This window comes from Bacillus sp. FSL W7-1034, assembly GCF_038593365.1.
Classification (GTDB): Bacteria; Bacillota; Bacilli; order Bacillales; family Bacillaceae; genus Bacillus; species Bacillus altitudinis.
The window spans coordinates 735,101-758,645 of sequence record NZ_CP151989.1 but is presented as its reverse complement, the minus strand read 5'-3'; the positions used below and the strand labels follow the sequence as shown (position 1 = coordinate 758,645).

General features: G+C 41.9%; 23 protein-coding genes. 9 read left to right on the top strand and 14 right to left on the bottom strand.

Annotated elements, in window-relative coordinates; all coding sequences use genetic code 11:
- Nucleotides 1-216: 216 nt before the first annotated feature.
- The 6 genes from NST73_RS03755 to NST73_RS03730 form a co-directional block, all read right to left on the bottom strand.
- Complete coding sequence (locus tag NST73_RS03755) at nucleotides 217-1,974, bottom strand: WD40 repeat domain-containing protein (protein WP_342499398.1); 1,758 nt, start codon at nucleotides 1,972-1,974, stop codon at nucleotides 217-219.
- Nucleotides 1,975-1,978: 4 nt separating this feature from the next.
- A complete protein-coding gene (locus NST73_RS03750; protein ID WP_024718589.1) occupies nucleotides 1,979-2,782 on the bottom strand; it encodes an SUMF1/EgtB/PvdO family nonheme iron enzyme in 804 nt (267 codons plus the stop codon).
- Between the two features lie 32 nt (nucleotides 2,783-2,814).
- Nucleotides 2,815-3,540, bottom strand: a complete 726-nt coding sequence (locus NST73_RS03745; protein ID WP_017360404.1) for a GTP cyclohydrolase II — start codon at nucleotides 3,538-3,540, stop codon at nucleotides 2,815-2,817.
- 356 nt (nucleotides 3,541-3,896) lie between these two features.
- Nucleotides 3,897-4,037, bottom strand: coding sequence for a hypothetical protein (locus tag NST73_RS03740; protein WP_274660836.1), 141 nt, complete (start codon nucleotides 4,035-4,037; stop codon nucleotides 3,897-3,899).
- A 20-nt stretch (nucleotides 4,038-4,057) separates the two neighbouring features.
- Nucleotides 4,058-4,714 carry a methyltransferase domain-containing protein gene (locus NST73_RS03735; RefSeq protein ID WP_041506626.1) on the bottom strand — a complete coding sequence of 219 codons (657 nt, stop codon included), beginning with the start codon at nucleotides 4,712-4,714 and terminating at the stop codon, nucleotides 4,058-4,060.
- Between the two features lie 932 nt (nucleotides 4,715-5,646).
- Nucleotides 5,647-5,994, bottom strand: coding sequence for a general stress protein (locus NST73_RS03730; protein WP_017360406.1), 348 nt, complete (start codon nucleotides 5,992-5,994; stop codon nucleotides 5,647-5,649).
- A 222-nt stretch (nucleotides 5,995-6,216) separates the two neighbouring features.
- Here NST73_RS03730 and NST73_RS03725 point away from each other — a divergent pair, with 222 nt between their 5' ends.
- Together NST73_RS03725 and NST73_RS03720 are read left to right on the top strand one after the other, a co-directional pair.
- Nucleotides 6,217-6,594, top strand: a complete 378-nt coding sequence (locus tag NST73_RS03725; RefSeq protein ID WP_017366799.1) for a YfmB family protein — start codon at nucleotides 6,217-6,219, stop codon at nucleotides 6,592-6,594.
- A gap of 121 nt (nucleotides 6,595-6,715) precedes the next feature.
- Entirely contained in the window at nucleotides 6,716-7,720 is a 1,005-nt protein-coding gene (locus NST73_RS03720; protein WP_096881116.1) for an NADP-dependent oxidoreductase, read from the top strand.
- A 35-nt stretch (nucleotides 7,721-7,755) separates the two neighbouring features.
- Here the strand turns inward: NST73_RS03720 and NST73_RS03715 are convergent, their stop codons facing one another.
- The gene (locus tag NST73_RS03715) at nucleotides 7,756-8,898 is read right to left on the bottom strand and encodes a DEAD/DEAH box helicase (RefSeq protein ID WP_039170359.1); all 1,143 of its coding nucleotides are present in this window, start codon (nucleotides 8,896-8,898) and stop codon (nucleotides 7,756-7,758) included.
- Nucleotides 8,899-9,050: 152 nt separating this feature from the next.
- Between NST73_RS03715 and NST73_RS03710 the strand changes: the two genes are divergently transcribed.
- Nucleotides 9,051-10,604 (top strand): ABC-F family ATP-binding cassette domain-containing protein, encoded by a 1,554-nt coding sequence (locus tag NST73_RS03710; RefSeq protein ID WP_008343192.1) that lies wholly within the window; start codon nucleotides 9,051-9,053, stop codon nucleotides 10,602-10,604.
- A gap of 48 nt (nucleotides 10,605-10,652) precedes the next feature.
- On the opposite strand, the gene NST73_RS03705 is transcribed toward NST73_RS03710, so the two are convergent.
- Together NST73_RS03705 and NST73_RS03700 are read right to left on the bottom strand one after the other, a co-directional pair.
- Complete coding sequence (locus NST73_RS03705) at nucleotides 10,653-11,843, bottom strand: MFS transporter (protein ID WP_342499397.1); 1,191 nt, start codon at nucleotides 11,841-11,843, stop codon at nucleotides 10,653-10,655.
- 57 nt (nucleotides 11,844-11,900) lie between these two features.
- Nucleotides 11,901-12,326: a MerR family transcriptional regulator gene (locus NST73_RS03700; protein ID WP_017366797.1), complete on the bottom strand. Its 426-nt coding sequence runs from the start codon at nucleotides 12,324-12,326 to the stop codon at nucleotides 11,901-11,903.
- Between the two features lie 143 nt (nucleotides 12,327-12,469).
- Here NST73_RS03700 and folE2 point away from each other — a divergent pair, with 143 nt between their 5' ends.
- On the top strand, nucleotides 12,470-13,366 hold the full coding sequence (gene folE2, locus NST73_RS03695) for a GTP cyclohydrolase FolE2 (RefSeq protein ID WP_342499396.1): 897 nt from the start codon (nucleotides 12,470-12,472) through the stop codon (nucleotides 13,364-13,366).
- 28 nt (nucleotides 13,367-13,394) lie between these two features.
- Here folE2 and NST73_RS03690 read toward each other — a convergent pair whose 3' ends face one another.
- On the bottom strand, nucleotides 13,395-15,287 hold the full coding sequence (locus NST73_RS03690; protein WP_342499395.1) for an ABC-F family ATP-binding cassette domain-containing protein: 1,893 nt from the start codon (nucleotides 15,285-15,287) through the stop codon (nucleotides 13,395-13,397).
- A 133-nt stretch (nucleotides 15,288-15,420) separates the two neighbouring features.
- Here NST73_RS03690 and NST73_RS03685 point away from each other — a divergent pair, with 133 nt between their 5' ends.
- Together NST73_RS03685 and NST73_RS03680 are read left to right on the top strand one after the other, a co-directional pair.
- A complete protein-coding gene (locus tag NST73_RS03685) occupies nucleotides 15,421-16,494 on the top strand; it encodes a glycosyltransferase family 2 protein (protein WP_342499394.1) in 1,074 nt (357 codons plus the stop codon).
- Between the two features lie 179 nt (nucleotides 16,495-16,673).
- Nucleotides 16,674-18,065: an amino acid permease gene (locus tag NST73_RS03680; RefSeq protein WP_342499393.1), complete on the top strand. Its 1,392-nt coding sequence runs from the start codon at nucleotides 16,674-16,676 to the stop codon at nucleotides 18,063-18,065.
- A 35-nt stretch (nucleotides 18,066-18,100) separates the two neighbouring features.
- Here the strand turns inward: NST73_RS03680 and NST73_RS03675 are convergent, their stop codons facing one another.
- Both NST73_RS03675 and NST73_RS03670 read right to left on the bottom strand, forming a co-directional pair.
- Nucleotides 18,101-18,334: a hypothetical protein gene (locus tag NST73_RS03675; RefSeq protein WP_008344178.1), complete on the bottom strand. Its 234-nt coding sequence runs from the start codon at nucleotides 18,332-18,334 to the stop codon at nucleotides 18,101-18,103.
- A gap of 6 nt (nucleotides 18,335-18,340) precedes the next feature.
- Entirely contained in the window at nucleotides 18,341-18,598 is a 258-nt protein-coding gene (locus NST73_RS03670; protein WP_008344180.1) for a hypothetical protein, read from the bottom strand.
- Nucleotides 18,599-18,663: 65 nt separating this feature from the next.
- On the opposite strand from NST73_RS03670, the gene NST73_RS03665 reads away from it, so the two are divergent.
- Nucleotides 18,664-19,143, top strand: coding sequence for an Hsp20/alpha crystallin family protein (locus tag NST73_RS03665; protein WP_342499392.1), 480 nt, complete (start codon nucleotides 18,664-18,666; stop codon nucleotides 19,141-19,143).
- Here NST73_RS03665 and NST73_RS03660 read toward each other — a convergent pair.
- Nucleotides 19,124-19,351, bottom strand: coding sequence for a hypothetical protein (locus NST73_RS03660; protein WP_017360415.1), 228 nt, complete (start codon nucleotides 19,349-19,351; stop codon nucleotides 19,124-19,126). The two genes, NST73_RS03665 and NST73_RS03660, sit on opposite strands and share 20 nt — an antisense overlap.
- Before the next feature lie 91 nt (nucleotides 19,352-19,442).
- Between NST73_RS03660 and NST73_RS03655 the strand changes: the two genes are divergently transcribed.
- Entirely contained in the window at nucleotides 19,443-19,847 is a 405-nt protein-coding gene (locus tag NST73_RS03655) for a hypothetical protein (RefSeq protein ID WP_047946782.1), read from the top strand.
- On the opposite strand, the gene NST73_RS03650 is transcribed toward NST73_RS03655, so the two are convergent.
- Entirely contained in the window at nucleotides 19,779-21,209 is a 1,431-nt protein-coding gene (locus NST73_RS03650) for a DASS family sodium-coupled anion symporter (RefSeq protein ID WP_342499391.1), read from the bottom strand. The two genes, NST73_RS03655 and NST73_RS03650, sit on opposite strands and share 69 nt — an antisense overlap.
- A 231-nt stretch (nucleotides 21,210-21,440) precedes the next feature.
- Here NST73_RS03650 and NST73_RS03645 point away from each other — a divergent pair, with 231 nt between their 5' ends.
- The gene (locus NST73_RS03645) at nucleotides 21,441-23,480 is read left to right on the top strand and encodes a penicillin-binding transpeptidase domain-containing protein (protein ID WP_342499390.1); all 2,040 of its coding nucleotides are present in this window, start codon (nucleotides 21,441-21,443) and stop codon (nucleotides 23,478-23,480) included.
- Nucleotides 23,481-23,545 lie beyond the last annotated feature (65 nt).

The window sequence follows — 23,545 nt, the reverse complement described above, 5'->3', positions numbered from 1 at the left end:
GTGCTATACTTTCTCAAGCCGTTTCTTTTCAGATCGATCATAGTAAGGCAAGGAATAAAACAGTTTATATGATGCTCGTTGTTTACAAAAACAGCATTTGCGACATTCATATTTATTAATGAGGAGCACATGCGGACAATTGAGTACAGTCAGACCTTTTTTCATATGTTCCTTGCAAACACTTATCATGAGAATCCCCCGCTTACATTCTTTTTCTTAATGAGAGATTACTTCTTTCGGAAATTGTTCAAATAAGCGCAGTACTTCCGTATGTGTGCCATCTTCTCGAATATGATAAATACCACCGTCATATGAGCTTGCATACACATCATCTCCTAGTTGTCTAATGGCACTAATACCATTCTTAGCAATTCGAATCGGACCTGTATTGACATCTAGCTCTGGATTCCATACCACAATATACCCCCAATAGTCTCCGCTCACAATATAGCCAGAGTCTGTCACAGTGATGGATTTAATGGAATATTGATGCTCGTTGTGCTGATTTAAAATTCTGCCTGTATGCAAATCAAACAATCGGACGTTTTTATCACGGCTGACAATGGCAATACGATCTCTTTTGCTATCAATAAATACATCATTTAACAGCTCTGTCGCCCCGATATATTCTGCTGTTAAGGACAAACTCTTTTTATCGAGAAGACAGATGGTTCCTTCAACTGCCGCTGTGATGATATGATCTCCTTCTACCTTTAATGCTTTGACTGCGCAATCATGTGCTTTAGAACGGCCGATTTCCTTTAAGTGTTCTGTCGAAATGACATGCACATAACCGCCATAAGTGCCGATATAAAATTGACGATCCTCCTCATGGAAATACACACTATTGACAGGACCTGTGTTGAGATCAAAAGAGACCATTTGCTGCAATGACTCGTGTACAATATGCACCTGACTCGCATGATCGCCCCATGCATAATAGCTTCCATCCCGTGCAACAGCCACTCCATTTGTGAGAACACCTGTTGATTTTGCTATTTCGATTCCATTCTTTCTGAATTTTCCGTCATCTGATGCAGTGATAATATCACCCGCTTCAGTCAACGCAATATCATTAATAGAAGGTGTCGCCAATTCCTGCTCATCAGAGATCACTTTTCCTTCTTGAATTGACCATTCACAATACGTTTTCCCAAAGCTGGCTCCTAAAATGGCTTGCTCGTCTTCTGTCCAAACAAGCGAGCGCTCCCATTGATATTTATGAGGCAGCAACGTATCAATTAATTCACCGGTTTCATAATTCCACAGCTTAATTAGATGGTCATAACCCGCTGTAAGCAAGTAGTTACCGCTCGGCGAAAAATTCACACGTTTCACACCTTGTAAATGAGCTTTAATGATTTTTTTCTCCTGTAATGTAGCGGCATCATAAATGATGACCGTGCCATCGTCTCTACCAAGGGCGAATACTTCTTTTTGATTGCTGCCGCTGATGGTATCCAGCTCATAATCAAACGGGCCAATTTCACCTACAATTTCTCCTGTTTCATAGAGCCATACAAGGACATAGCCATCATCACCAGTTGTATAAGCTTTATCCTCATGAATCCATACAGCTAATACATCCTTGCTATGTCCATGAAATTCTCTTAAAATGGCTCCCGTTTCAATATCCCAAACTAAGCATCTTCTGTCTCTGGACACCGATACAAGAAGCGTATCCTGCTTTGCAAATGCGACAGCTTCCACATCATCCGCATGACCATATAGCGTACGAATTCTTGTATGTGTGCTAGTATCATATAATTGAATGGTATAGTCTGACGATGCACTCGCTAAATACGTTCCATTTTCCGAAAGGGATAAAGAGTTGATGATATGCTCGTGACTGCCAATGAATGTTCCTTCTCCCGTGGCACGGTCCCATTTATAAATACAGCGGTCATAGCCACCTGTGTAGACAATTTGGTCATGCTGAGTTGATAAAACGGATGTAATCGGTCCTCTATGCATGGTTTTACACTCCCACCTTTATATGTTGTTTTTGACGAGTAACTACACGAAAACCAGTAAATCGAAAAACAGGGTCTGGGTGTTTCCCGTGTCTTCTTGCGACTCTGCATAAATCTCCGCCTCTTGCGAAGGAGCCACCTTTTAAAATGTAGTAATCACTGCCGAGTGTCTCGGTTAAATCATCTACAACCTCAATTCCGCCTTCATATATGTGATACTTGGTGTTGACCCATTCTTCGACATTGCCACCCATATCATATAGTCCAAATAGAGATCTTCCTTTTTCGTAATGACGGACAGGTGTCGTTTTTTCAATATTTGATTCGTGCGTATTACAGTAAGAGGGATCAAACTCATCTCCCCAAGGATATTGATGTCTCGTATTGCCCCGGGCAGCATATTCCCATTCTTCCTCAGTAGGGATCGATACCTCATATCCAAGCTTCCCGCTCAGCCACTGACAAAATGAGAAAGCTTCCTCGATGTCCATGCCCCAAGCTGGATGGTCTTTTCCCCCGCCAAGTTCTAGGTTCGTCAAGCTCTCTGGATAAGGCTTTCCTGTCTCGTCGCAATAGCTTTGATACCATTCATTGGTGACGACCGTATCTGAAATGAAAAATTCGCTCATATACGGCTGATAAGATGGAAATTCTTTGTACAGCCATTTTTGAAATTTTTTCTCACGGCCATAGGCTGGATTCAGAAGTTTGTCCTTCCAAAATTCTGATGCCTTTTTCATATCTTCTTCATTACTTCCAATCGTCGCATAGCCGCTTGGGATTTGAATCCAATTGATATCAGGTTTCACGCTTTTCTCCCGCCTTCTTTAAATAAACTCATCTACTGATTAATTAATTTCTTCTCATCGACCATATGCCCTGATGCTGCTTTTGCCTTTAAATACGCCTCATTGTAGAGAGAGGCTTCTACCGTATGATCAAACCGTAAAACCGGAAGACCGTAAGCAGCAATGGAATCGACTTTATCTGGATTATTGGTTAAGAGATGCAATGGTTTACCTTTGTTTAAATAGTGCAAGACAGCCGCTGCTTCCTCGTAATGCCGATCATCATCTCCGCAGCCGATCAACCTGTTCGCCTCAAATGTATCCAGTTTCATTTCCTGTAATTTATACGTGAAGGCTTTGGCCATTAGCCCAATAGAGCGCCCTTCTTGATTGGCCATATACACAAGCATGCCTTTTCCGTAATCGGTGATTTTTTTTAGCGATGATGCAAGCTGTGGACCGCAATCACATTTCAGTGACCCAAACACATCCCCTGTTTGGCAGACACTATGAATTCGCACAAGCGGCGGCACTTCATTTTCAAAGTCGCCAAAAAGGAGACAAGAGGAAAATGTTTGCTGCTCGGTACTCATTTGTACAATAGACTCAACCGTTGGCGTTGTATCAGCTTCTACAGACGCAAAGGCATACCATGTAAACTGCACTTCTTCATGTTCAATAGAGATCGGCAGGTTCACTGGCCCCACGAGCAAATAGTGTTTTTCTTGAAATGTAAAATGATGAATCATTGATTGTAGTTCAGCTACAAACTTGTTCATTTGTCTCCCCCTATTCATCACTGCACCCCATTGAACTCTCTCAGCGCAGTGATGGCGTGATGAATATGTGTATGCACTCCCTTTGCATCCTGAGCACCGGTTCCAGCTAGAATCATGGCTCAGGAGAAATTTCCTGTCATACTGGCTGAATAGATGTGCGATGCCAATCATCCATCAGTACCTTTCATAAAGACTCTTTTTAGACTGTCACTTGTCCAGTACAAAGGAGCAGAAATCGAGCTTCACGCTGTATTCTCTGTAAGAGAGCAACACCATTTGATGATTCTTGAATGGAAACTGACATGCTCTTTCTCTAAAAGAATATCTCTGCTAGCTTCGAGCTGCTTTCTCCTTTACTAGAAGCTCTGGTTCTTCAAATGCACGTCATCCGGTTGTACCCTTTTTGATTGGATGAATAGTCCGTACTTCAATTCAGCTACATTGATTGAAGCATGACACCCGCCTAGGTATGCACCAAGAACCATCACATCAAACATCGCGTTTATCCTCCTTTGCACTAGATTTTGACAGCAATGACATGATGCTGGCTGATCCCAGCCTTCGCTTGTAATGGTGTAATCGAAACGAGCTCAAGTCCTGATGTACAAATCTTTTCTCCAAGCTGAGTATCTGAGAATGAAAAATGGAAGCGTCCATCTTCTCCGATTAAGCCTGTTTTCCACTCTTCTCCCCATACAACAAGGGAAAAGACACCACCTTCATGAAGCAGCGAGGAAATCTGCTTTAAGTATCGTTCGTGGTCATCAGGGTGCTGATGGTGAAAGCAGCCATGATCTAAAATCAAATCAAACGTCAGCTCGCGCCCTTGATTCATCGACCAGGACATAAAATCTTGATGATAAAAATGGACAGGAACCTCTTTTCTCTTCTTTAATCCTTCCCATTCCTCATGCTCATAAAGATCAATGCCGGTATATGCCGACAGTCCTTGTAAATGTTCAAGAGCCCTGCCGTTCCCGCAGCCGATATCCAGCACAGAAGCAAGTGCATCCTTTTCCCTGGAACGCCATGCCTTCAGAGACATCACAGCAGCGTCTGTTAATGATGGATCAGTGGACCACATATCTGTTCTTTGCTCATAGTGTTCTTGAAAAGCCATGCGCATTTTCTCTAAATACAACCCGCTGTCTTCATGATACAAAGCCTTTTTCATCACGTGACCTCCTTCAATTCACAATCACCTTTCCTAATAAAGGTGGTTTTCAAGCAAAAAGCCTTATGATAAAATGAAAGATGGATTTTTTAGGAAATCTGTTTTCTGAAAAAGGAGAGAAGCATCCCACATGTCACTCTTCTTTTTCAGCACTCATCTTCACATACAACCACAGCCATTCAACTGTTACAGCGCCTCAGTTTGTTATACATTTTCTTCATATGAATTCACCTCCTTAACATCGTTTAGAAAGCGCTTTCTTTATGATGATCCTCTGAATACCTTGAACAATATCATTGAGAAATAGGCATAGTAGAAAGACGAATCTACCATTCTAAGCTATCTTTCATCTATTTTTTTGTCTAATAGATATTTCTTCAGTATCGCTCTGCCTCAGAAGCGCTCTCCCTTAGGTCTTAATGCATCATCATTTACCGAATTGATCCTGAAATCCACCTATCGAAAATTTAACAACTACTTCCATAATAACTTGATTAAGCCAAATATATTGTTTTTAGATTATTTTGTCAACAAATTATTTCCTAAACATTAGAATGATTTTCTAATTGAAAATACAGGTATATTTCGTGGTTTTTTGACCTTAAAACACTTATTTTTACACAAAAATACAACTTAAACCAATAGAACTAAGAAATTTATCTACTAAATTACACAAGATTTTCATTTCATTTTGAAATAAAAATAAAGATATCATAATTATTTCCCGAATGGTTTTTTGTGATATTTTCACTACTTTTTTCATTTTTTTGATGGTACCCTTTGATATTTCTATATTTTCAATTAGACATTTTACTGTTTATCCCAATTTTTCAACCTTTCTTATTATAGTGAAAAAGACAGATGGTAGATTTTAATTATCGCAGCATGAAAAAAAGCCCCTTACAAAAGTAAGAGGCTTTTTACAATGGCGTTTATGCCCAATTTTTCACTTTTTCATGGTCAGTCACAAAGAGAAGAACTTTTCCTTCATCTAAATGTTCTTCAAATGTCTCAGCTTCTTCTTTTGAGAAACCAATTTCGTGAATCTTATTGCGGAGTTCATCTCCCTTTTTGCTAAAGATGTTTCCAACCGCATGCTTGAGTCCAACTTCTTTTGGACCTATCGTATTGGCATCTGTGTTGCTTGCAATACGCTCAGTTCGATCATCGTCATGGGACAGAACATAAATGTCCTCTCTTGCAACACCGAGTTGTTTTAATTGCTCCACATCTCTTTGAAGTGTTTCATCATTTGAATACTCTCTTACAACAGGTTTCATTTATTATTCCTCCTTTAACGTCTTACGAATCTTTTACCCGTCACTTTTGTCATTAAACCTTCCTCCAGCACATCCATTTTTACTCTGTGAACTTAATGCGTCTATGGACTTATTTTTGACAAAAAGACTGTTAATATGACTAAATTTTCTGAAAAATCGTATTCATTCCTTGTCATTTGTTGTACAATTCTTATACTGGAGGCTAGAAATGGGGTGGAGCTGATGTATTATTTTTCAGCTGAGCAGCAGTTTAATGCATGGGTTGTCAGTGATTTGGTGAAACAGCTTTTTCAAAAATGGAATCCTGAAGAATCAAAAGCAAAGCCGCTTACTTTGTTTGCTGAACAGCACTTTCACATCTGCATCGATTATCTCTTTTCTATTATTATTAACATTGGAGATATCGAGTCAATCGAACAAGATCCACAAGACCTGTTGTCCTCATATTTAAATATCCTTTTTCCTTTTGTGACGCACGATATGATGAAAGCCTCCATGCAAAATGCAAATGAATATTTATTAAAAGAACGTGATGCGGATGAGTATCAACTGTTTGGTTGTCTCCCGCCGCTCCTTTCTGTCTCTCTTCAAAAAAAGTAGTCCCCTTCTTTTAGATGGTGGCTGCTTTTTTGTATGTGCTTGGAAAAGACCGTATGTTTTGAACGAAAAGAAGCATCATGTTAATGTAAATCTAGGTTGCAAGTGAAAGGGAGGATTTGACATGAGTCAACAAAAACAAATTCAATTAGCAAAACGTCCAAAAGGGTTACCTACTAAAGATGTTTTTCATTTTGAAACAGTTGATATACCAACGCCGCAAGATGGCGAAGTCTTGATTCAAACGAAATATGTGTCTGTAGATCCTTACATGAGAGGACGAATGCAAGATACCAAATCCTATACACCTCCGTTTAAACTCAATGAAGTGATCCAGGGTGGAGTGGTCGGAGAAGTCGTCGAGTCCAAATCTCCTCAATTTGAGAAAGGTGATTTTGTACTTGGATTCCTTGGCTGGCAGGAATATTCTACTGCCAAAGCAGAGTCTCTGACAAAAATTGATCCATCCATTGCGCCGTTATCTTATTACTTAGGGATTTTGGGCATGCCAGGACAAACCGCCTATTTTGGACTTCTTGCGATTGGTCAGCCAAAAGAAGGCGAAACTGTTGTCATTTCTGGAGCCGCAGGTGCCGTTGGTTCTGTTGTCGGACAGATCGCTAAAATCAAAGGTGCCCACGTCGTTGGAATTGCCGGATCTGATGATAAGCTGGCTTATTTAAAAGAACTGGGCTTTGATGAAACCATTAATTATAAAACAACAAATGATTTAGATGACGCCATTGCAAAAGCCTGTCCAAACGGTGTCGATGTGTATTTTGACAATGTGGGCGGCGAAATCTCTGATGCTGTAATGAATCATTTGAACCGTTTTGCACGTATTCCAGTCTGCGGCGCCATTTCTTCTTATAACATTAGTGCAAGCGAAGACATTGGCCCTCGTGTGCAAACAAAACTCATTAAAACAAGTGCATTGATGCAGGGCTTCATTGTTGCCAACTACTCTGATCGTTTTGAAGAGGCGGCAAAAGATCTCGCACAATGGGTAAAAGAAGACAAACTGACTTACAAAGAGACCATTATCGAAGGTTTTGACCACATTCCAGATGCATTCCTTGGACTATTCAAAGGGGAAAATGTCGGAAAACAACTTGTCAAAGTTTCATAAAAAGAAAGGACCCTCCATGTGGAAGGGTCCTTTTTTTATGCTTGCTTGGGCGCAAGGTGCAGCTGACCTTGCTTATAAACAATTTCCTGAAGCGAAAGATTTAGCTTTTTCGCCATTTTTTTAAGCATTGAATGCTCTTGAGGTGTGACTAGGCTGATAACAGCCCCTTCTTTTCCTGCGCGGCCGGTTCTGCCTGAACGGTGGATATAGCCTTCTTCGTTTGGCAGGTCGGCATGGATCACGTAAGGCAGATCGTCAATATCGATCCCTCTTGCTGCGATATCTGTTGCAAGAAGAAGCGGGAATTCACGCTGTTCAAATTCCTTTAAGATGATAGCTCGCTCTGCTTTTTTCGCTTCACTGTGAAGCACACCAAGGTCGACATGGTGATACGCTAATTTTTCTGCATAAATGCTCAAATTCGTAATATCTCGCACAAAGACAAGTGCCTGCATGTCCTCAAGCCGTGATAGCTTTTGCAGTAATTTCACCTTGTCACGCTGATCACATAACAGGTAATAATGCCCTACCTTCTGCGCTTCTTCTTGGCTTCTGCTAATTTTCAATACTTCTGGTTCAGATGCAATGTCTTTAATCTGTTGAACGGTTTCCTCTTTCAACGTCGCAGAGAAACAAAGGATTTGTCTTTCTTTTAATGTGGATTTAATGATCGCTTGGATCGTTTTCATATGCTCTGGGACAAGAAGCTGGTCTGCCTCGTCTAACACGATCGTTTTCACTTCATGCATTTTCAGTTTCTTGATTTTGATTAACTCTTGTACGCGACCCGGTGTCGCCACCACGATATTCGGGTGTTTTTTTAGCTTTTCCTGCTGCTTCTTGATGTTTGCCCCACCTATTAAGGAAATAGCTTTGATGTCTGAACCTTGTTTGAACTCTTGCACAACATCAAAAATTTGCATCACAAGCTCTCTTGAAGGTGCCAAGATTAAGACTTGCGGGTGTTTGATACTCACATCAATTTTATTTAAAAGCGGCAGAACATACGCTAGGGTCTTCCCTGTTCCAGTCGGTGATTCTGCGATCACATCGCGTTTTTCCGTAATCCACTCTGCTGTTTGTTCTTGTATCGCTGTTGGCTTCTCAAAGCCAGCCGCTTCAAAGTTCTTTTGAATAAATGGCTTTGCTTCTTTCAAAAATGCCCAATTTTCCGTCATGTTGATCTCCTTTATCCTCATTCAATCTATCCTTAAGTATCTCAAAATCAGCTTTGAAACGCAATTTTTCTTTTGATGCTTTTATCGAGCCGTACAGTTCGATATAATCATGAGAGGCACTAGCCGTTTTGAATCTATTTGAGGTGTAAAAAATGATATTATCTGTTAAAGATTTAAGTCATGGCTTTGGCGACAGAGCCATTTTCCACGAAGTCTCCTTCCGGTTATTAAAAGGCGAGCATGTCGGCTTGATCGGCGCCAACGGTGAAGGAAAGTCAACGTTTATGAATATTATTACTGGCAAGCTTGAGCCAGATGCAGGAAAGGTCGAATGGGCAAAAAATGTCCGTGTCGGCTACCTCGATCAGCATACCGTGCTTGAAAAAGGAAGAACCATTCGTGAAGTCCTTCAAGATGCATTCCATTATTTATTCTCAATGGAAGCCGCAATGAATGACATTTACGAAAAAATGGGTGAAGCAGATCCTGATGAGCTAGAAAAGCTTTTAGAAGAAGTAGGCGTCATTCAGGATGCCCTGACGAACAATGATTTTTATATCATTGATTCCAAGGTAGAGGAAATTGCAAGAGGTCTTGGGTTAACAGATCTCGGGCTGGACCGCGATGTGACAGAGCTGAGCGGCGGACAGCGGACAAAAGTACTGCTTGCGAAATTGCTGTTAGAGAAGCCTGAAATTCTTCTTCTTGACGAGCCGACCAACTATTTAGATGAACAGCATATTGAGTGGCTGAAGCGCTATTTGCAGGAATATGAAAATGCATTTATCCTCATTTCACATGATATCCCGTTCCTAAACAGTGTCATTAACTTGATTTATCATGTCGAAAATCAAGAACTCACGCGATACGTTGGTGATTATGATCAATTTAAACAAGTGTACGAAGTGAAAAAGCAGCAGCTAGAGGCAGCGTATAAAAGGCAGCAACAAGAAGTAGCTGAACTAAAGGATTTCGTCGCGAGAAACAAAGCACGTGTCAGCACTCGAAATATGGCGATGTCTCGTCAAAAGAAACTCGATAAAATGGACATGATTGAATTAGCAGCAGAAAAACCAAAACCAGAATTCCACTTTAAACCTGCACGCACATCAGGGAAATTGATTTTTGAAACGAAGGATTTAGTCATTGGGTATGACGAACCGCTCTCTCGTCCATTGAATTTAAAAATGGAACGCGGGCAGAAAATTGCGTTATACGGTGCCAACGGTATCGGAAAAACGACACTGCTCCGAAGTCTTCTTGGAGAAATCTCCCCCATTTCTGGTGAGGTGGAACGCGGAGAATTCCTGCATATAGGCTACTTTGAACAAGAAGTAAAAGAGCAAAACAGCAACACTTGTATCGAAGAGGTGTGGAGCACCTTCCCATCGTACACACAATATGAAGTCAGAGCTGCCCTTGCCAAATGCGGTTTAACGACAAAACATATTGAAAGCCGTGTGTCTGTTTTAAGTGGTGGTGAAAAAGCGAAGGTCCGCCTTTGTAAGCTGATCAATGAAGAAACCAACCTACTTGTTCTCGATGAGCCGACAAACCACTTGGATGTCGATGCCAAAGAAGAATTAAAGCGCGCGTTAAAAGAATATAAAGGCAGCGTCCTATTGATTTCCCACGAACCTGAATTTTATCAAGATGTGGCCACTGAAACTTGGAATTGTGAATCCTGGACAACCAAAGTATTATAACGACAAAAAAGCCTCATATCTTTTCAAAAGATATGAGGCTTTTTTCTATTAATGACCTGCCTGGATATTCACCAAATGCTTACGGCCAAGAAGCAGGATGACCATTCCTAAGAGAACAACAGCCGCCCCTACATAATAAGGGGTGCTTGCTGTGTAAGTTTCAGCGAGAACTCCCGCAATCCAAGGCGCAATCGCACCACCAATAAATCGTACAGCACTGTATGAAGATGATGCAATTGAACGCTCAACAGGAGCTGATCCCATCACAGCCGTCGTAAGCACCGTATTGATCATGCCGAGGATTCCCCCAGCAATGACAATACCGCAAATGACCACGACCACATGTGATGTCCATATTCCAATGCCGAATAAAATCACAGCAAACGAAGCAAAGAGAACAACAAGAGCTGTTAATGTACCCAATTTACGATGAATGACCGGCGCTGAGAAGACAGATGTCACAGCCAAAAATAATCCCCATCCAAAAAAGACATAGCCAAGACCATGCTCATCAAGATGAAGCACAAATGGCGAATAAGCTAAAAGAACAAAGAATCCAAAATTATATAAGAAAGCAGCAGATGCCATCGTTAAAAGCCCCTTATATTTCAAGGCTCCAACAGCTTCAAATAACTTCACCTTTTTCTGCGGCTTTTGCATAGGTGGCAGCATAAAGGTAATGGCTAAAAGAGCAACGAGCATTAACACTGCCACACCAAAGAATGGCCCACGCCAAGAGATCGTTCCAAGCTCACCGCCAAGGAGCGGCCCGACAGAAATCCCAAGACCTAGTGCCGCCTCATATAAAATGATGGCTTTCGCACTTCCGCCAACAGACACACCGACAATCACTGATAATGCCGTTGAAATAAATAAGGCATTCCCAATGCCCCATCCGCCTCTAAAACCAATTAATTCATTAATGGTTGAAGAAGTACCGCCTAAAGCAGAAAAGGCAATAATAAAGATGAGTCCTAATAATAACGTCCATTTGGCACCAATACGACTAGAAATAAAACCGGTAAAAAACATCACAAAGCCGGTGACAAGCAAATAGCTCGTAAACAAAAGAGAGACCTGACTTGGAGATGCATCTAATTGTGATGCAATGGCAGGCAAAATCGGGTCTACAAGCCCTATGCCCATAAATGAAATCACACAAGCAAAGGCCACCGCCCAGACGGCCTTTGGCTGTCTAAGCAGACTCGTACGCTGTTTCAACACTTCTTCTTCCTTCATTCCATCAGAACCTTTCCTACAGTTGTTTAACAAAATAAAATAAACACACTGAGGTGTTTATTTTTGTAATTGCTCAATCGCATGAGCCGCTCTTTCTTTCATCATTTCAAGATCCTTTTTAAAGGATTGAATCGTTTCTAGCTTTTTTGTAATCAATTGATGCTGCACAGTCAGCTGCGCATCAATATCTAACAGTTTCTCTAATCGTTCCTTCGGGTCAAGTGACAGCAAGTAGCCTTCTTTATTCAGCTCAAGCTGTTTTCCTATTTCCATAAACGACTGAAGCTCTTGTAAAGAAAAGCCAAGTACTTCTTTGGCCTGCATCACTTTCTCCAGTTCTTCCATGTCATCCTCTGAGTAAAGTCTGACACCGCCCTCTGTCCGCTTTGGTGCTGATAATAAACCAATCTCTTCATAGAAACGAATGGTCCGTTTCGTCAGACCGCTTCTTTTCGCCACTTGATCAATTTTCATCCATTCCATCACCAGTGCCTCCTGCTCATCAATTCATGTTTTATTATACACCTTTATGACCTTAACGTAAACGTTAATGTTTGATCACTTGATTTCTGTTGTGGTTTGATGCAGAATAAATAGGAATCATTACGTTTTAAAGGAGGTACCCTATGCGTTCATTTCCATCCAAAAAAGAACGACACGCACAATTCGGTTCTGTCCCGCCAAGCGCTAGAACAAAACCTTGTCAAAAAGAGGACATGATAGACATCCAACAAACCGAACAGGACTTTTATTTTGATCTGGAACAGGTCGGAATTTGCCGTGTGTCGTACCCTGTACATATTTTGTCTAAAACGGCTCCACAGCACCAAACCTCTTCCGCTGATTTTACGCTGAGTACATATTTGCCAGCTCATCAAAAAGGCATTCATATGAGCCGTCTCACCGAGCAGCTTCACTCCTTTTATGAGAGCGGAAAGCCGGTTGATGTGGATTCCTTAAAAGAATTGACAGCACAGCTTGCCAAGCATATGAATCAGCCATCTGCCTCGATTCAAGTTTCCTTTCCGTGGTACATGGAAAAAAAGAGTCCCATCAGCGGAAAGTCCGGTTTGATGCATGCAGACGTGCAATATGACATCCACTTTCATGAAGAAAACGGATGGATTTGTCATATTGGCTGCATTGCTCAAGTGACAACGTTATGTCCTTGTTCAAAAGAAATCAGTGAATACGGCGCACATAATCAGCGCGGCACTGTATCTATTCAGGTAGAGCTGTTTGAACAAGGTCAACTCCCTGATGACATGAAAGCAGATCTACTGCAGATCATCGAGTCTAATGCGAGTGCGCCCCTTTACCCTGTACTCAAAAGACCAGATGAAAAACACGTGACAGAAGAGGCCTATGAAAATCCACGTTTTGTAGAGGATGTTGCGAGATTAATTGCGGCAGAGTTGTACGAACAAAACTGGATCAAAGGGTTTCAAGTTGAGTGCCGAAATGAAGAATCCATTCACCAGCACGATGCTTATGCCAAATGTTCTTATCAAAAAAAACTGTAGAATGTCTCTACAGTTTTTTTGCCAACCTTTATTTTTCATTACTTTCTAATTCCTCAATCATCAGTGACAGTTCTGTCCAGCGGTCCATTGCTTGTTCTAGTTCTTCAGCGACGGCTTTTTGCTTGTCCATCAGCTCTTGAATTTTCCCAAAATCACTGCCAGCCTCAGCAATGCTGGCTTCGAGCTGCTGGTGTTTGTCCTCTAGTGCTTGTATCCGATCTTCAATCCCATCCCATTCAAGCTGGTCCTTATAGGATAGTTTTTTCCTCTTTTTCGGTGCAGCTTCTACTTGTTTTTCAGCTGGTTTTGTCTCTGTCCGCTTCTGTTCTTTTTCTTGCTCCATGTAATCGCTGTAAGCACCTTGGAAGTGTGAAATACGTCCATTTCCTTCAAACACAAGCAGACGATGGACGACTCGGTCTAAGAAATAACGATCATGCGACACGGTGATGACTACGCCTGGGAACTGCTCCAAATAATCCTCTAAAATGCTGAGCGTCTCTGTATCAAGATCATTCGTCGGCTCATCTAAAAAGAGAACATTCGGCTCTTCCATCAATACCTTCAATAAATACAATCTGCGGCGCTCTCCCCCTGACAGCTTGCGGATAAACGTGCGCTGCATGGATCTAGGGAATAAAAATCGCTCCAACATCTGCTCTGCTGTCACAATGACGCCATCTGCCGTTTTGACAATTTCAGCTGTTTCTTTGATGTAATCAATGATATTCAGCTCTTCATTCATTTCGTTATGGTCCTGCGTGTAATAGCCAATGCGGACTGTTTGTCCAATGGTCAATTGTCCATTCGTCGGTTCGATTTTACCCGCCAGGCAATTGAGTAAAGTCGTTTTGCCCACTCCATTCGGTCCGATAAATCCGATACGATCCCCTGGCACGACTAAATCACTGAACTGGTCCACAAGGGTTTGACCAGCAAATGTGATGCTGATCTCTTCTGCCTCAATCACTTGTTTTCCAAGCCGGTGAGAACCGATGGCAAAATCAAGCTCTCCCTTTGCATCAGGTCCCTTTTGATCCTTCAGCTCTTCCACTCTGCCGATACGTGCTTTTTGCTTTGTCGTTCGAGCCTTTGCCCCTCTTCTGAGCCATGCAAGCTCACGTCTAAGCAGGTTTTGACGTTTCGTTTCTTTTACTTGAGCATCTGCTTCTCGTTCCGCTCTTTTTTCTAAAAAGACTTCATAATTTCCTTTATATGTGTAAAGCTGCCCCTGATTTAATTCATAAATCCGATTGGCGACACGGTTTAAGAAATAACGATCATGGGTGACAAGAATGACAGCCCCGCTGTATTGACTCAAATATCCTTCAAGCCATTCAATGGTTGCGTTGTCTAGATGGTTTGTCGGCTCATCTAAAATCAGCAAACCCGCAGGCTGGATTAAATTTTTGGCGATCGCCACACGCTTTTTCTGTCCGCCTGATAACGCATGAACAGATCGGCTCACATCTTTAACGCCAAGCTTTGTCAAAATCGTTTTCGCCGAAAGGTTCGCATCCCATGCGTCGTCCTGATCCATTTTATTTTGCATACGCATAAGCGCTTCTTGTTTTGCCTCGTTTTGTGGATCATGCTCTAAATCAGCCAGCGCCTTTTCATAGGCTTTCATTGTTTGAATCATTGGTGCTGTTCCTGAAAAAATATAGTCGAGAATCGTTTCATCCCCGCTCATTTCAGGATCTTGCTCGAGAAATTCGATATCAAGTGTCCCTGCCTTTGTGATGTCGCCTTCCTCAAATGATTCAAGTCCTGCAATGACTTTTAAAAGCGTTGACTTCCCTGTTCCATTCGGTCCAATTAACCCGATGCGTTCCTTTGGTTCTATATGAAAAGAGATATGATCAAACAGCGTTTTTTCGCCATAGGTTTTATATAATCCTTCTACATTCAATAAACTCATTTTATCAGCCCTTACATAGATTCTTCCTTTATTTTAAATCAGCCAGTAGCAGAAAACTAGTTTTAAAAAAACCCGCTGCTGAAAAGAATGTTTCCTTTTGATGCTCGATACACTATGAAGAGGTGATCTAAAGATGATAACCATTAGTTTATGTATGATTGTGAAAAATGAAGAGGAGGTTTTGGCTGACTGCCTGTCTTCTGTTCAAGACATTGTAGATGAGATGATCATTGTTGATACAGGATCAACAGATCAAACAAAGGACATTGCTCACTCCTTTTCAGCAAAGGTACTCGACTTTGAATGGGTCCAGCATTTTGCAAAAGCACGCAATTTCGCTTTTTCCCATGCGACAAAAGAGTATATCTTATGGCTGGATGCCGACGATGTCCTACTTGAAGAGGACCAGCAAAAACTGCTTCAGCTCAAACAGACGCTTGATCCCGCAGTAGATGCCGTCTCGATGTTTTACCACGTTGGATTTAGTGAGGACGGTCAGGTGAATTTTAAATATAGAAGAAACCGGCTCGTCAAACGTGCCTTGAACTTTCAGTGGTACGGGGCCGTTCATGAGTTTCTTCAGGTGTATGGCAACATCTTACCGGCTAATATCGCCGTCACCCATCAAAAGCGTAAGAAAACAACCGCTGGAGAGCCTGGACGCAATCTGCGCATTTATGAAAACATGCTTGCAAAAGGCGAAGAGATGACGCCTCGCGATCTCTTTTACTTCGCTAATGAATTACGAGATAACAAGCAGCATGTGAAAGCGATTCGTTTTTATCACAAATTTTTAGCCACAAAACAATGCTGGATTGAGGATGAAATTCGCACATGCCAAAATTTAGCTGACTGCTATTATGCAGTCGGTTTTGAGGAAGCCGCCTTATCCTCCTTATTGCGATCCTTCTTATATGATCAGCCCCGTCCAGAATTTTGCTGCCGGATTGGGGATCATTTCAAAGCACAAAATAAATACAAAGCGGCCATCTATTGGTATGAGCAGGCACTGAAGGCACCTGAAATCGAAACAGCCTTTACACTGACACAATATAAAACATGGTATCCTCACCTTCAGCTTTGCTATTGTTATTATCAGCTCGGTGATTTGGCTCAAGCCAAAACCCATCATCTTGCATCCTCAGCCCATTACCCAACCCATCCGAGTGTGCTGTACAATGAAAAAATATTTGCAGAACAAACGTAAATCTCCTGTTATCACATCCGCCTGTCACATGACGGCGGATGTCTTTTGATAAACATTAGCCTTTTGTGACATTTAATACTTTAGCGATTTAAAGCGTTTTTCAACCAATTGACTAAATTGTCATTTACGCATATACTAACATTCGTCTTACGAAAAGATTTATCCATTAGGAGGTCAACATGAGTTCTTTATTTAGAAAAAAGTCTCTCGACCAGCTCATGCTTGAAAGTCAAACGAAGCGGCTGAGCCGTTCTTTGAATACATTTGATTTAATCTTGCTTGGCATTGGCTGTGTGGTCGGGACTGGAATTTTTGTGATAACGGGGGTTGCGGCTGCGAAAGATGCGGGACCTGCGATTATTATATCTTTTATTTTGGCTGCGATCGCATGCGCCCTTGCTGCTTTTTGCTACGCTGAATTTTCCTCGTCCATTCCAGTGTCAGGAAGTGTCTATACGTATTCTTACGCAACACTTGGGGAGTTTCTCGCCTTCTTAATGGGCTGGGATCTCATGCTTGAATATGTGATTGCCCTCTCTGCTGTTGCCAGTGGATGGTCGTCCTATTTTCAATCACTGCTCAGTGGATTCGGTCTGCATATACCGAAGGCTTTATCGGCTGCACCCGGAGCCGCTGATGGGGCCATCTTTAACCTGCCAGGCGCACTCATTATTTTACTCATTACCTTTATTGTCTCAAGAGGCGTAAAAGAGAGCACGAAGCTGAATAACATCATTGTGCTCATCAAAATTGCCATTGTCCTCCTCTTTATCATTTCAGGCTTTGCTTACGTTAAACCTGAAAATTGGACACCTTTTATGCCAATGGGCTTCCATGGCGTGATTGCAGGAGCGGCCACTGTCTTTTTTGCTTACCTTGGATTTGATGCAATCGCTAATGCATCTGAAGAAGTCAAAAACCCACAAAAAGCGATGCCGATCGGAATTATTGGTGCGCTCGGTGTTTGTACGATTTTATACATCGGGGTTTCATTTGTCTTAACAGGCATGGTTCACTACACGAAGCTGAATGTCAGTGACCCTGTCGCTTTTGCTTTACAAGTGGTTGGTCTAAATAGTGTCGCTGGTATTATATCGGCAGGTGCTATTATCGGGATTACGACAGTGTTAATTGCACTTGTCTACGCTCAGGTTCGTTTAACCTTTGCTATGAGCCGAGATGGACTCATGCCGAAAATCTTTTCAAACGTTCATCCAAAATCGAAGACACCGGTTGCCAACACTTGGCTGACAGGCGCTGTTGCGGCATGTATCGTTGGTTTCGTCAACTTATCAACACTTGCTAATTTAGTCAGCATCGGTACACTTGCGGCCTTTACGGTGATCTCGATCGCTGTGATCATACTCCGGAAAAAACATCCGAATATGAAAACAGCGTTTAAAGTACCCTTTGTTCCTGTCCTTCCCATCATTAGTGCGGTCATTTGTATGATCTTGGCTGCCACACTGAAATGGGAGACATGGCGAGCCTTCCTCATCTGGGTAGCCATTGGTGTCGTTGTGTACTTCACCTATGCAAGACGCAAAAGCCATCTGAATCAAACACAATAGAAAAGAGACACGGGGTATCCCGGTCTCTTTTTTGTTTAAATCACACTGTTTTTCACTGAATTCGAATCCACCATATCTGGATCGAGTACGCTTGAAATCGGAATGACAAGCGGTGAACAATCTCCATTGTCCTCACCAAAACCCTGGTTCAATTTCATCGAGAGAAAATAATCGATCTGCTGATAAGGTCCTAGCGTCAGTGATGCCCCCCGATCCATTGCATTGATTTTAAAAGCACCGACATTGACGACTGAGGGTGAGAATAACATCACACATCACTTCCTTGGAATAGGTTTAGCTGCTGGCGAAAAAGAGGCAGGTGAGTCCACTTGATCTCGATCATCTACATGGCTCTTTGTTCCGACAAAACCGCTGGCATCTCCAAAATTCTGTCCGTACCCCTGATTTTTTTTATCTGAGTTTTGCCACTCTGCTAACAAATTTTGTCCGACATTCACCGCCGACGCATTTTCAAAGGAATTAATTTTTAACATGAAAATATTAATATTGATATACGGAGTTGGTTGAACCACAGATAAACCTCCTTTTTATAGGTATATGCGAGCACCCATCAAGTATGTTAACAGGAGGTCTTCACATGGACTTCGAAAAAATGAAGCAGTGGATGGACATTGCCCAGCAAATGCATGGAGATGATTTTTGGAAAATGATATTCGATGATGAGCAAAGATCTCCCTTTATGGCAAATGGTCCGTCTCCCTTTACATTCTCGCAGCAAGATCAGCGAGGAACAGATGCATCGTTTCCACCAGTCGACATTGTGGAAACCCCTACTGAATTTCAGTACTTAATTTATCTGCCTGGCTACCGGAAGGAAGATGTTCAGGTGCTGTCATATGGTGAATATTTAATTGTAAAAGGACAGCGTTTTTCCTTTTTTAACGAACAAGATTTTCGCCAAAAACAAGGAAAGTATGGTCCGTTTGAAAGAAAAATTCGGCTCCCAGATATGATTCTTGGTCAAATGAATGCGGCCTTTAAAGACGGCGTGCTATACATTCGCCTGCAAAAGGATGAAGGAAAAGCAACTGCGATCATCATAGATGACGAATATTGATACTGACTGCGTCTATTAGATCACGATCATCAATTGTTTCAATCGGCAAGATCGTGATCACGCCATCGGCATTTTGTTCACCAAAACCATTGTTTCTTTTGATCGTCGAGCAGTGATTTCGTACGATCGTCGAACCGAATGTCATCGAGGACCCTGTACCAATCGTATTCGTCTTCATATGGGTAATCTGAATGCGTGTAGGCAGCATGCACTTCTCCCCTTTCATGTATCTCTATAAGTATATACCGGGCAGCTTTTCCATAGACTAGAGCAAGGCGAAAGAAAAGGTTGTGGTCCACTTGAAACATTTCATTCAATCACTCTTTAAAAAAACCGAAACCAGTCCATCCCCATCTGTCGTCGAGCTGGAAAAAAGACTCACCGCTCTTGAGCAGAAAATGTCTGCACCTGCTCCGCCTGTCTCGGAGGATACGCACATTCACATTGAATCACTGCATGTGGACAAAATTGACTACCATTTAGAGTTTGGTGAGCTTTCCATTGATCAGCTTAAAGGCAGACTCAACATTGGGGCCACCTATTACACGCCAAAGGACCCGCACCTCAAAAAGGCAGCTTCAGTACCGAAGCCAAAAGAAACAAAAACACCAAAAGTCTCCATTCGATCAAAGTCTTCATCTCAGCACGACAGGAAGCCAGAAATAAACCGCAAGCACAATCGCTACAATACTGATCACATTTAGCCAAAAGCCAGCCTTGACCATATCAGATATTTTCAGTACGTCCGCACTAAAGACAGCCGCATTTGGCGGTGTGGAAATTGGCAACATAAACGCACATGAGGAAGCTAACGCAGCCGCAGCCATTAAGCCGTACGGCTCCATGCCAATTGCAAGTCCAAGCCCTACTGTAATCGGAATGATCATGTTCGCAACTGCTGTATTAGACATAATTTCGGTCATAAATAAAATAGAAGCCGTTAAAATAATTAGCAGCATGAGGTACGACAGCCCATTTAAATGCTGTAAATTTTCCCCGATCCATCCTGTTAGATTCGTTTCCGCAAATCCTGTAGCGAGCGAAAGCCCGCCTCCAAACAAAAGCAAAAGCCCCCATGGCAACTGCTTCATATCCTGCCATTCTAGTATTCTCTCTCCATTTGTCGCTGGAATGAGAAATAACAGCATCGCCCCAAAGATTGCGATCGACGTATCCGAGACAGGAAGCCCGCCAAACAAAAAGATTTTAAAAATCCATAAAAAAGCCGTCATAAGAAAAATAGCAAAAACCCATTTTTCTTCTTGTTTCATTTTGCCTAAATCCTCTAAACCCTTCCGTATAAACGCCGCTCCCATTTCACCTGTGTGCTCTACCTTGAACTGTATCTTGGTCAAATACAGAAATAAGAGAATGAGCAGAACAGCCGCCACCGGAAAACCAAACAAAAACCATTCAAAAAACATAATTTCTCGATCTAACAGCTTTTTTGACATCGCTGCAAAAACAGCATTTGGCACAGACCCAACGAGTGTCGCCAGTCCGCCAATAGAGGCTGAATAAGCGACTGATAATAGGATGCTTTTACTGAATCGGTCAAGAGATGCACCAGACAAAATATCGTTCGCCTTCACCTCTTTAATCACAGCCAGTGCCACAGGCAGCATCATCAGTGCTGTGGCTGCATTTGAAATCCACATAGATAAAAAGGCCGTTGCCATCATAACCCCTAATACAATGCGGTCACTTCTTGTGCCAATGATGTTTAAAATATGTAAGGCCATTCTTCTATGTAAATTCCATTTTTCAATAGCAATGGCAATCATAAATCCGCCCATGTACATAAAAACAATCGGGTCTCCATAAGCTCTTGATGTTTGCTCCATCGATAGCCCGCCAAGTGTTGGCAAAAGGATGATGGGCAATAAAGAGGTAGCCGGTATAGGCAAAGCTTCTGTGACCCACCATGTCGCAGTCCAAGCCGTAACGCCCAGTACCACTCTTGGTGCATAGGTCAATTCACTTTCTGGAATGAGCAAAAAAATAAGCAAAAAGAAGATCGGTCCAAGAACAAGTCCAGTCAGATTCACTTTATTATAAACGATCACAATTCCTCCTTCATGAAAACGCTTTTAATCTTTTCTAATTTTTCACATTCGATGATCACATAAAAAATCCTTTAAATCATAAGAAAAAATGAAGAGATCCTTAAGTAGCAACTGTGTCTTGCTTCATATTTCCACTTCATGACTTGGTCTATTTTCATAGGAGAAACTATACAAATCCTACACAGTAACTGTAAACTATAGAGGATCTAATCAAAAATTGAGGTGTTTTCATTGTATACAGATCAACGAAAATCATTTTGGAAACAGAAAAAAGTCATCATTCCCCTTCTTAGCATCATCGCGATTGCTGCTGCTCTCTTTTTCTTAAAAGATACGCTTTTCTCAAAAGAAAAAGAGGCGCTGAAAGCCGCTGAATCCTTTACGAAACATCTGGAGAAAAAAGAATTCACAAAATTGGCAAATGAGGTCACAAGCGGCTCTCTGAAAGCCAATGACTTTTCTAAAAAACAACTTGCCGAAAAATACGATCATATCTTTAGCGGCATCGGTGCGAATGATCTAAACGTCTCAAACGTCAACGTAGAAAAACAGGACAAAGGAAATGGGTATCAATTCACCTATGAAGTCACGATGAAAACGTCACTTGGAAAACTGAACAAACTCTCTTACAATGGCATTCTCTCCGAAGAGGATAACGAGTGGAAAGTAGACTGGAAACCAAATCTCATCTTCCCGCAAATGGAAAAGGGTGACACCATCAAAGTGACAGCTGACCCTGCGGTACGCGGAAATATTGTGGATCGAAAAGGGCGCACGTTAGCAGAAACAACTGGTGGACACGCACTTGGCATCATCCCTGGAAAGCTCGGGACAGGCACGGAAAAAGAAAGCAACATCAAAAAAATCAGCAGCGCTTTTGATATAGATGAAGAGCTGATTCAAAATCAGCTGAAACAAGCATGGGTCACAGATGACACATTTGTCCCGCTAAAGTCTATGTTAGAGCAAAAGCCGATTCCAAAAGACATAAATGGCGTCACCTATCAAACGAAGGAAATGCGCTACTATCCATATAACGAAGCCGCTGCTCATCTGACAGGCTATGTGGGAAAAGCAAATGCGGATGATATCAAAAGAAATCCAGCTTTAAAAGCGGATCAAATCATCGGCAAAACCGGCCTTGAATTCACATTTGACAAGAACTTAAGAGGACAAGATGGCGGAAGCATCCTCATTATCCATGATGAAACAGGTATTGAAGAAACATTACAAAAAACAGACCGAAAAGACGGAAAAACAGTCAAGCTGACCATTGATGCATCTTTACAGAAAAAAGCCTATCAACAGCTGAAAGGTGAAAAAGGGGCTGTCACCATTATGAATCCATCATCAGGTGATTTATTAGCGCTTGTCAGCACCCCTTCTTACGATGTCAATTTAATGACCAACGGGATCACGCCTAAACAATACCAAGCATACAGTGAAAATCCTGATCTCCCATTCCAAGCTCGGTATGCGAGCAGATATGCACCAGGATCTACATTCAAAACCATTACAGCAGCAATTGGACTGGAAACAGGTGTCACAAAACCTAATAAAGTGCGCACCATTCATGGGCTGAAATGGCAAAAGGATCAATCATGGGGAAATTATCGCATTACACGGGTTCATGACAAAGAACAAGTCAATATGGTCGATGCCCTCGTGTACTCAGATAATATTTATTTTGGACAGGAAGCCCTTGAAATCGGCAAAGATACTTACGAGAAAAAAGTGAAAACATTTGGGTTTGGTGATGATTTAAACATGCCGTTCACAATGAAACCGGCACAAGTGTCTAACGACGGGATCCAATCAGACATCTTACTTGCCGACTCAGCATATGGCCAAGGAGAATTACTCATGTCTCCAATTGAACAAGTACATGCCTATTCTCCATTTGCAACAGGAGGAAAGCTTGTGTACCCTCGAGTCATTCAGGATGAAAAAACAGCATCACCAAAACAGATCATCAAAGAAGATACAGCAAATACGGTGAAGGATGCACTAACTCAAGTCGTCACCAATTCAAACGGAACCGCTCACTCGTTGCAAATAAAAGGGGCTGATATAGCCGCTAAAACCGGAACAGCGGAACTAAAGAGCAAACAAGGTGCGACAGACGGTACTGAAAATGGATTTTTACTTGCGTTTAATCCTAAAAAAGAAGATTATGTCCTCGTCGGCATGATTGAAGGTGTGAAAAACCGTGGAGGCAGTGGACTTGTCATTCAAAAAATGAAGCCTGTCATCGCTTCTTTCTATAAATAACCCTTTAGAGACACACGCTCCATCAAGCGCATGTGTCTCTTTTTTTCTAAATCATGACAATTTGC

What these genes read in the sequence shown, in the direction of transcription:
- folE2 (WP_342499396.1), top strand. Translation starts at nt 12,470, where the DNA reads ATGCGTTCATTTCCATCCAAAAAAGAACGACACGCACAATTCGGTTCT.
- NST73_RS03735 (WP_041506626.1), bottom strand. Translation starts at nt 4,714, where the DNA reads ATGAAAAAGGCTTTGTATCATGAAGACAGCGGGTTGTATTTAGAGAAA.
- NST73_RS03715 (WP_039170359.1), bottom strand. Translation starts at nt 8,898, where the DNA reads ATGACGGAAAATTGGGCATTTTTGAAAGAAGCAAAGCCATTTATTCAA.
- NST73_RS03755 (WP_342499398.1), bottom strand. Translation starts at nt 1,974, where the DNA reads ATGCATAGAGGACCGATTACATCCGTTTTATCAACTCAGCATGACCAA.
- NST73_RS03725 (WP_017366799.1), top strand. Translation starts at nt 6,217, where the DNA reads ATGTATTATTTTTCAGCTGAGCAGCAGTTTAATGCATGGGTTGTCAGT.
- NST73_RS03690 (WP_342499395.1), bottom strand. Translation starts at nt 15,287, where the DNA reads ATGAGTTTATTGAATGTAGAAGGATTATATAAAACCTATGGCGAAAAA.
- NST73_RS03705 (WP_342499397.1), bottom strand. Translation starts at nt 11,843, where the DNA reads ATGAAGGAAGAAGAAGTGTTGAAACAGCGTACGAGTCTGCTTAGACAG.
- NST73_RS03680 (WP_342499393.1), top strand. Translation starts at nt 16,674, where the DNA reads ATGAGTTCTTTATTTAGAAAAAAGTCTCTCGACCAGCTCATGCTTGAA.
- NST73_RS03710 (WP_008343192.1), top strand. Translation starts at nt 9,051, where the DNA reads ATGATATTATCTGTTAAAGATTTAAGTCATGGCTTTGGCGACAGAGCC.
- NST73_RS03685 (WP_342499394.1), top strand. Translation starts at nt 15,421, where the DNA reads ATGATAACCATTAGTTTATGTATGATTGTGAAAAATGAAGAGGAGGTT.
- NST73_RS03740 (WP_274660836.1), bottom strand. Translation starts at nt 4,037, where the DNA reads ATGTTTGATGTGATGGTTCTTGGTGCATACCTAGGCGGGTGTCATGCT.
- NST73_RS03665 (WP_342499392.1), top strand. Translation starts at nt 18,664, where the DNA reads ATGGACTTCGAAAAAATGAAGCAGTGGATGGACATTGCCCAGCAAATG.
- NST73_RS03745 (WP_017360404.1), bottom strand. Translation starts at nt 3,540, where the DNA reads ATGAACAAGTTTGTAGCTGAACTACAATCAATGATTCATCATTTTACA.
- NST73_RS03720 (WP_096881116.1), top strand. Translation starts at nt 6,716, where the DNA reads ATGAGTCAACAAAAACAAATTCAATTAGCAAAACGTCCAAAAGGGTTA.
- NST73_RS03730 (WP_017360406.1), bottom strand. Translation starts at nt 5,994, where the DNA reads ATGAAACCTGTTGTAAGAGAGTATTCAAATGATGAAACACTTCAAAGA.
- NST73_RS03700 (WP_017366797.1), bottom strand. Translation starts at nt 12,326, where the DNA reads ATGGAATGGATGAAAATTGATCAAGTGGCGAAAAGAAGCGGTCTGACG.
- NST73_RS03660 (WP_017360415.1), bottom strand. Translation starts at nt 19,351, where the DNA reads ATGCTGCCTACACGCATTCAGATTACCCATATGAAGACGAATACGATT.
- NST73_RS03675 (WP_008344178.1), bottom strand. Translation starts at nt 18,334, where the DNA reads ATGTTATTCTCACCCTCAGTCGTCAATGTCGGTGCTTTTAAAATCAAT.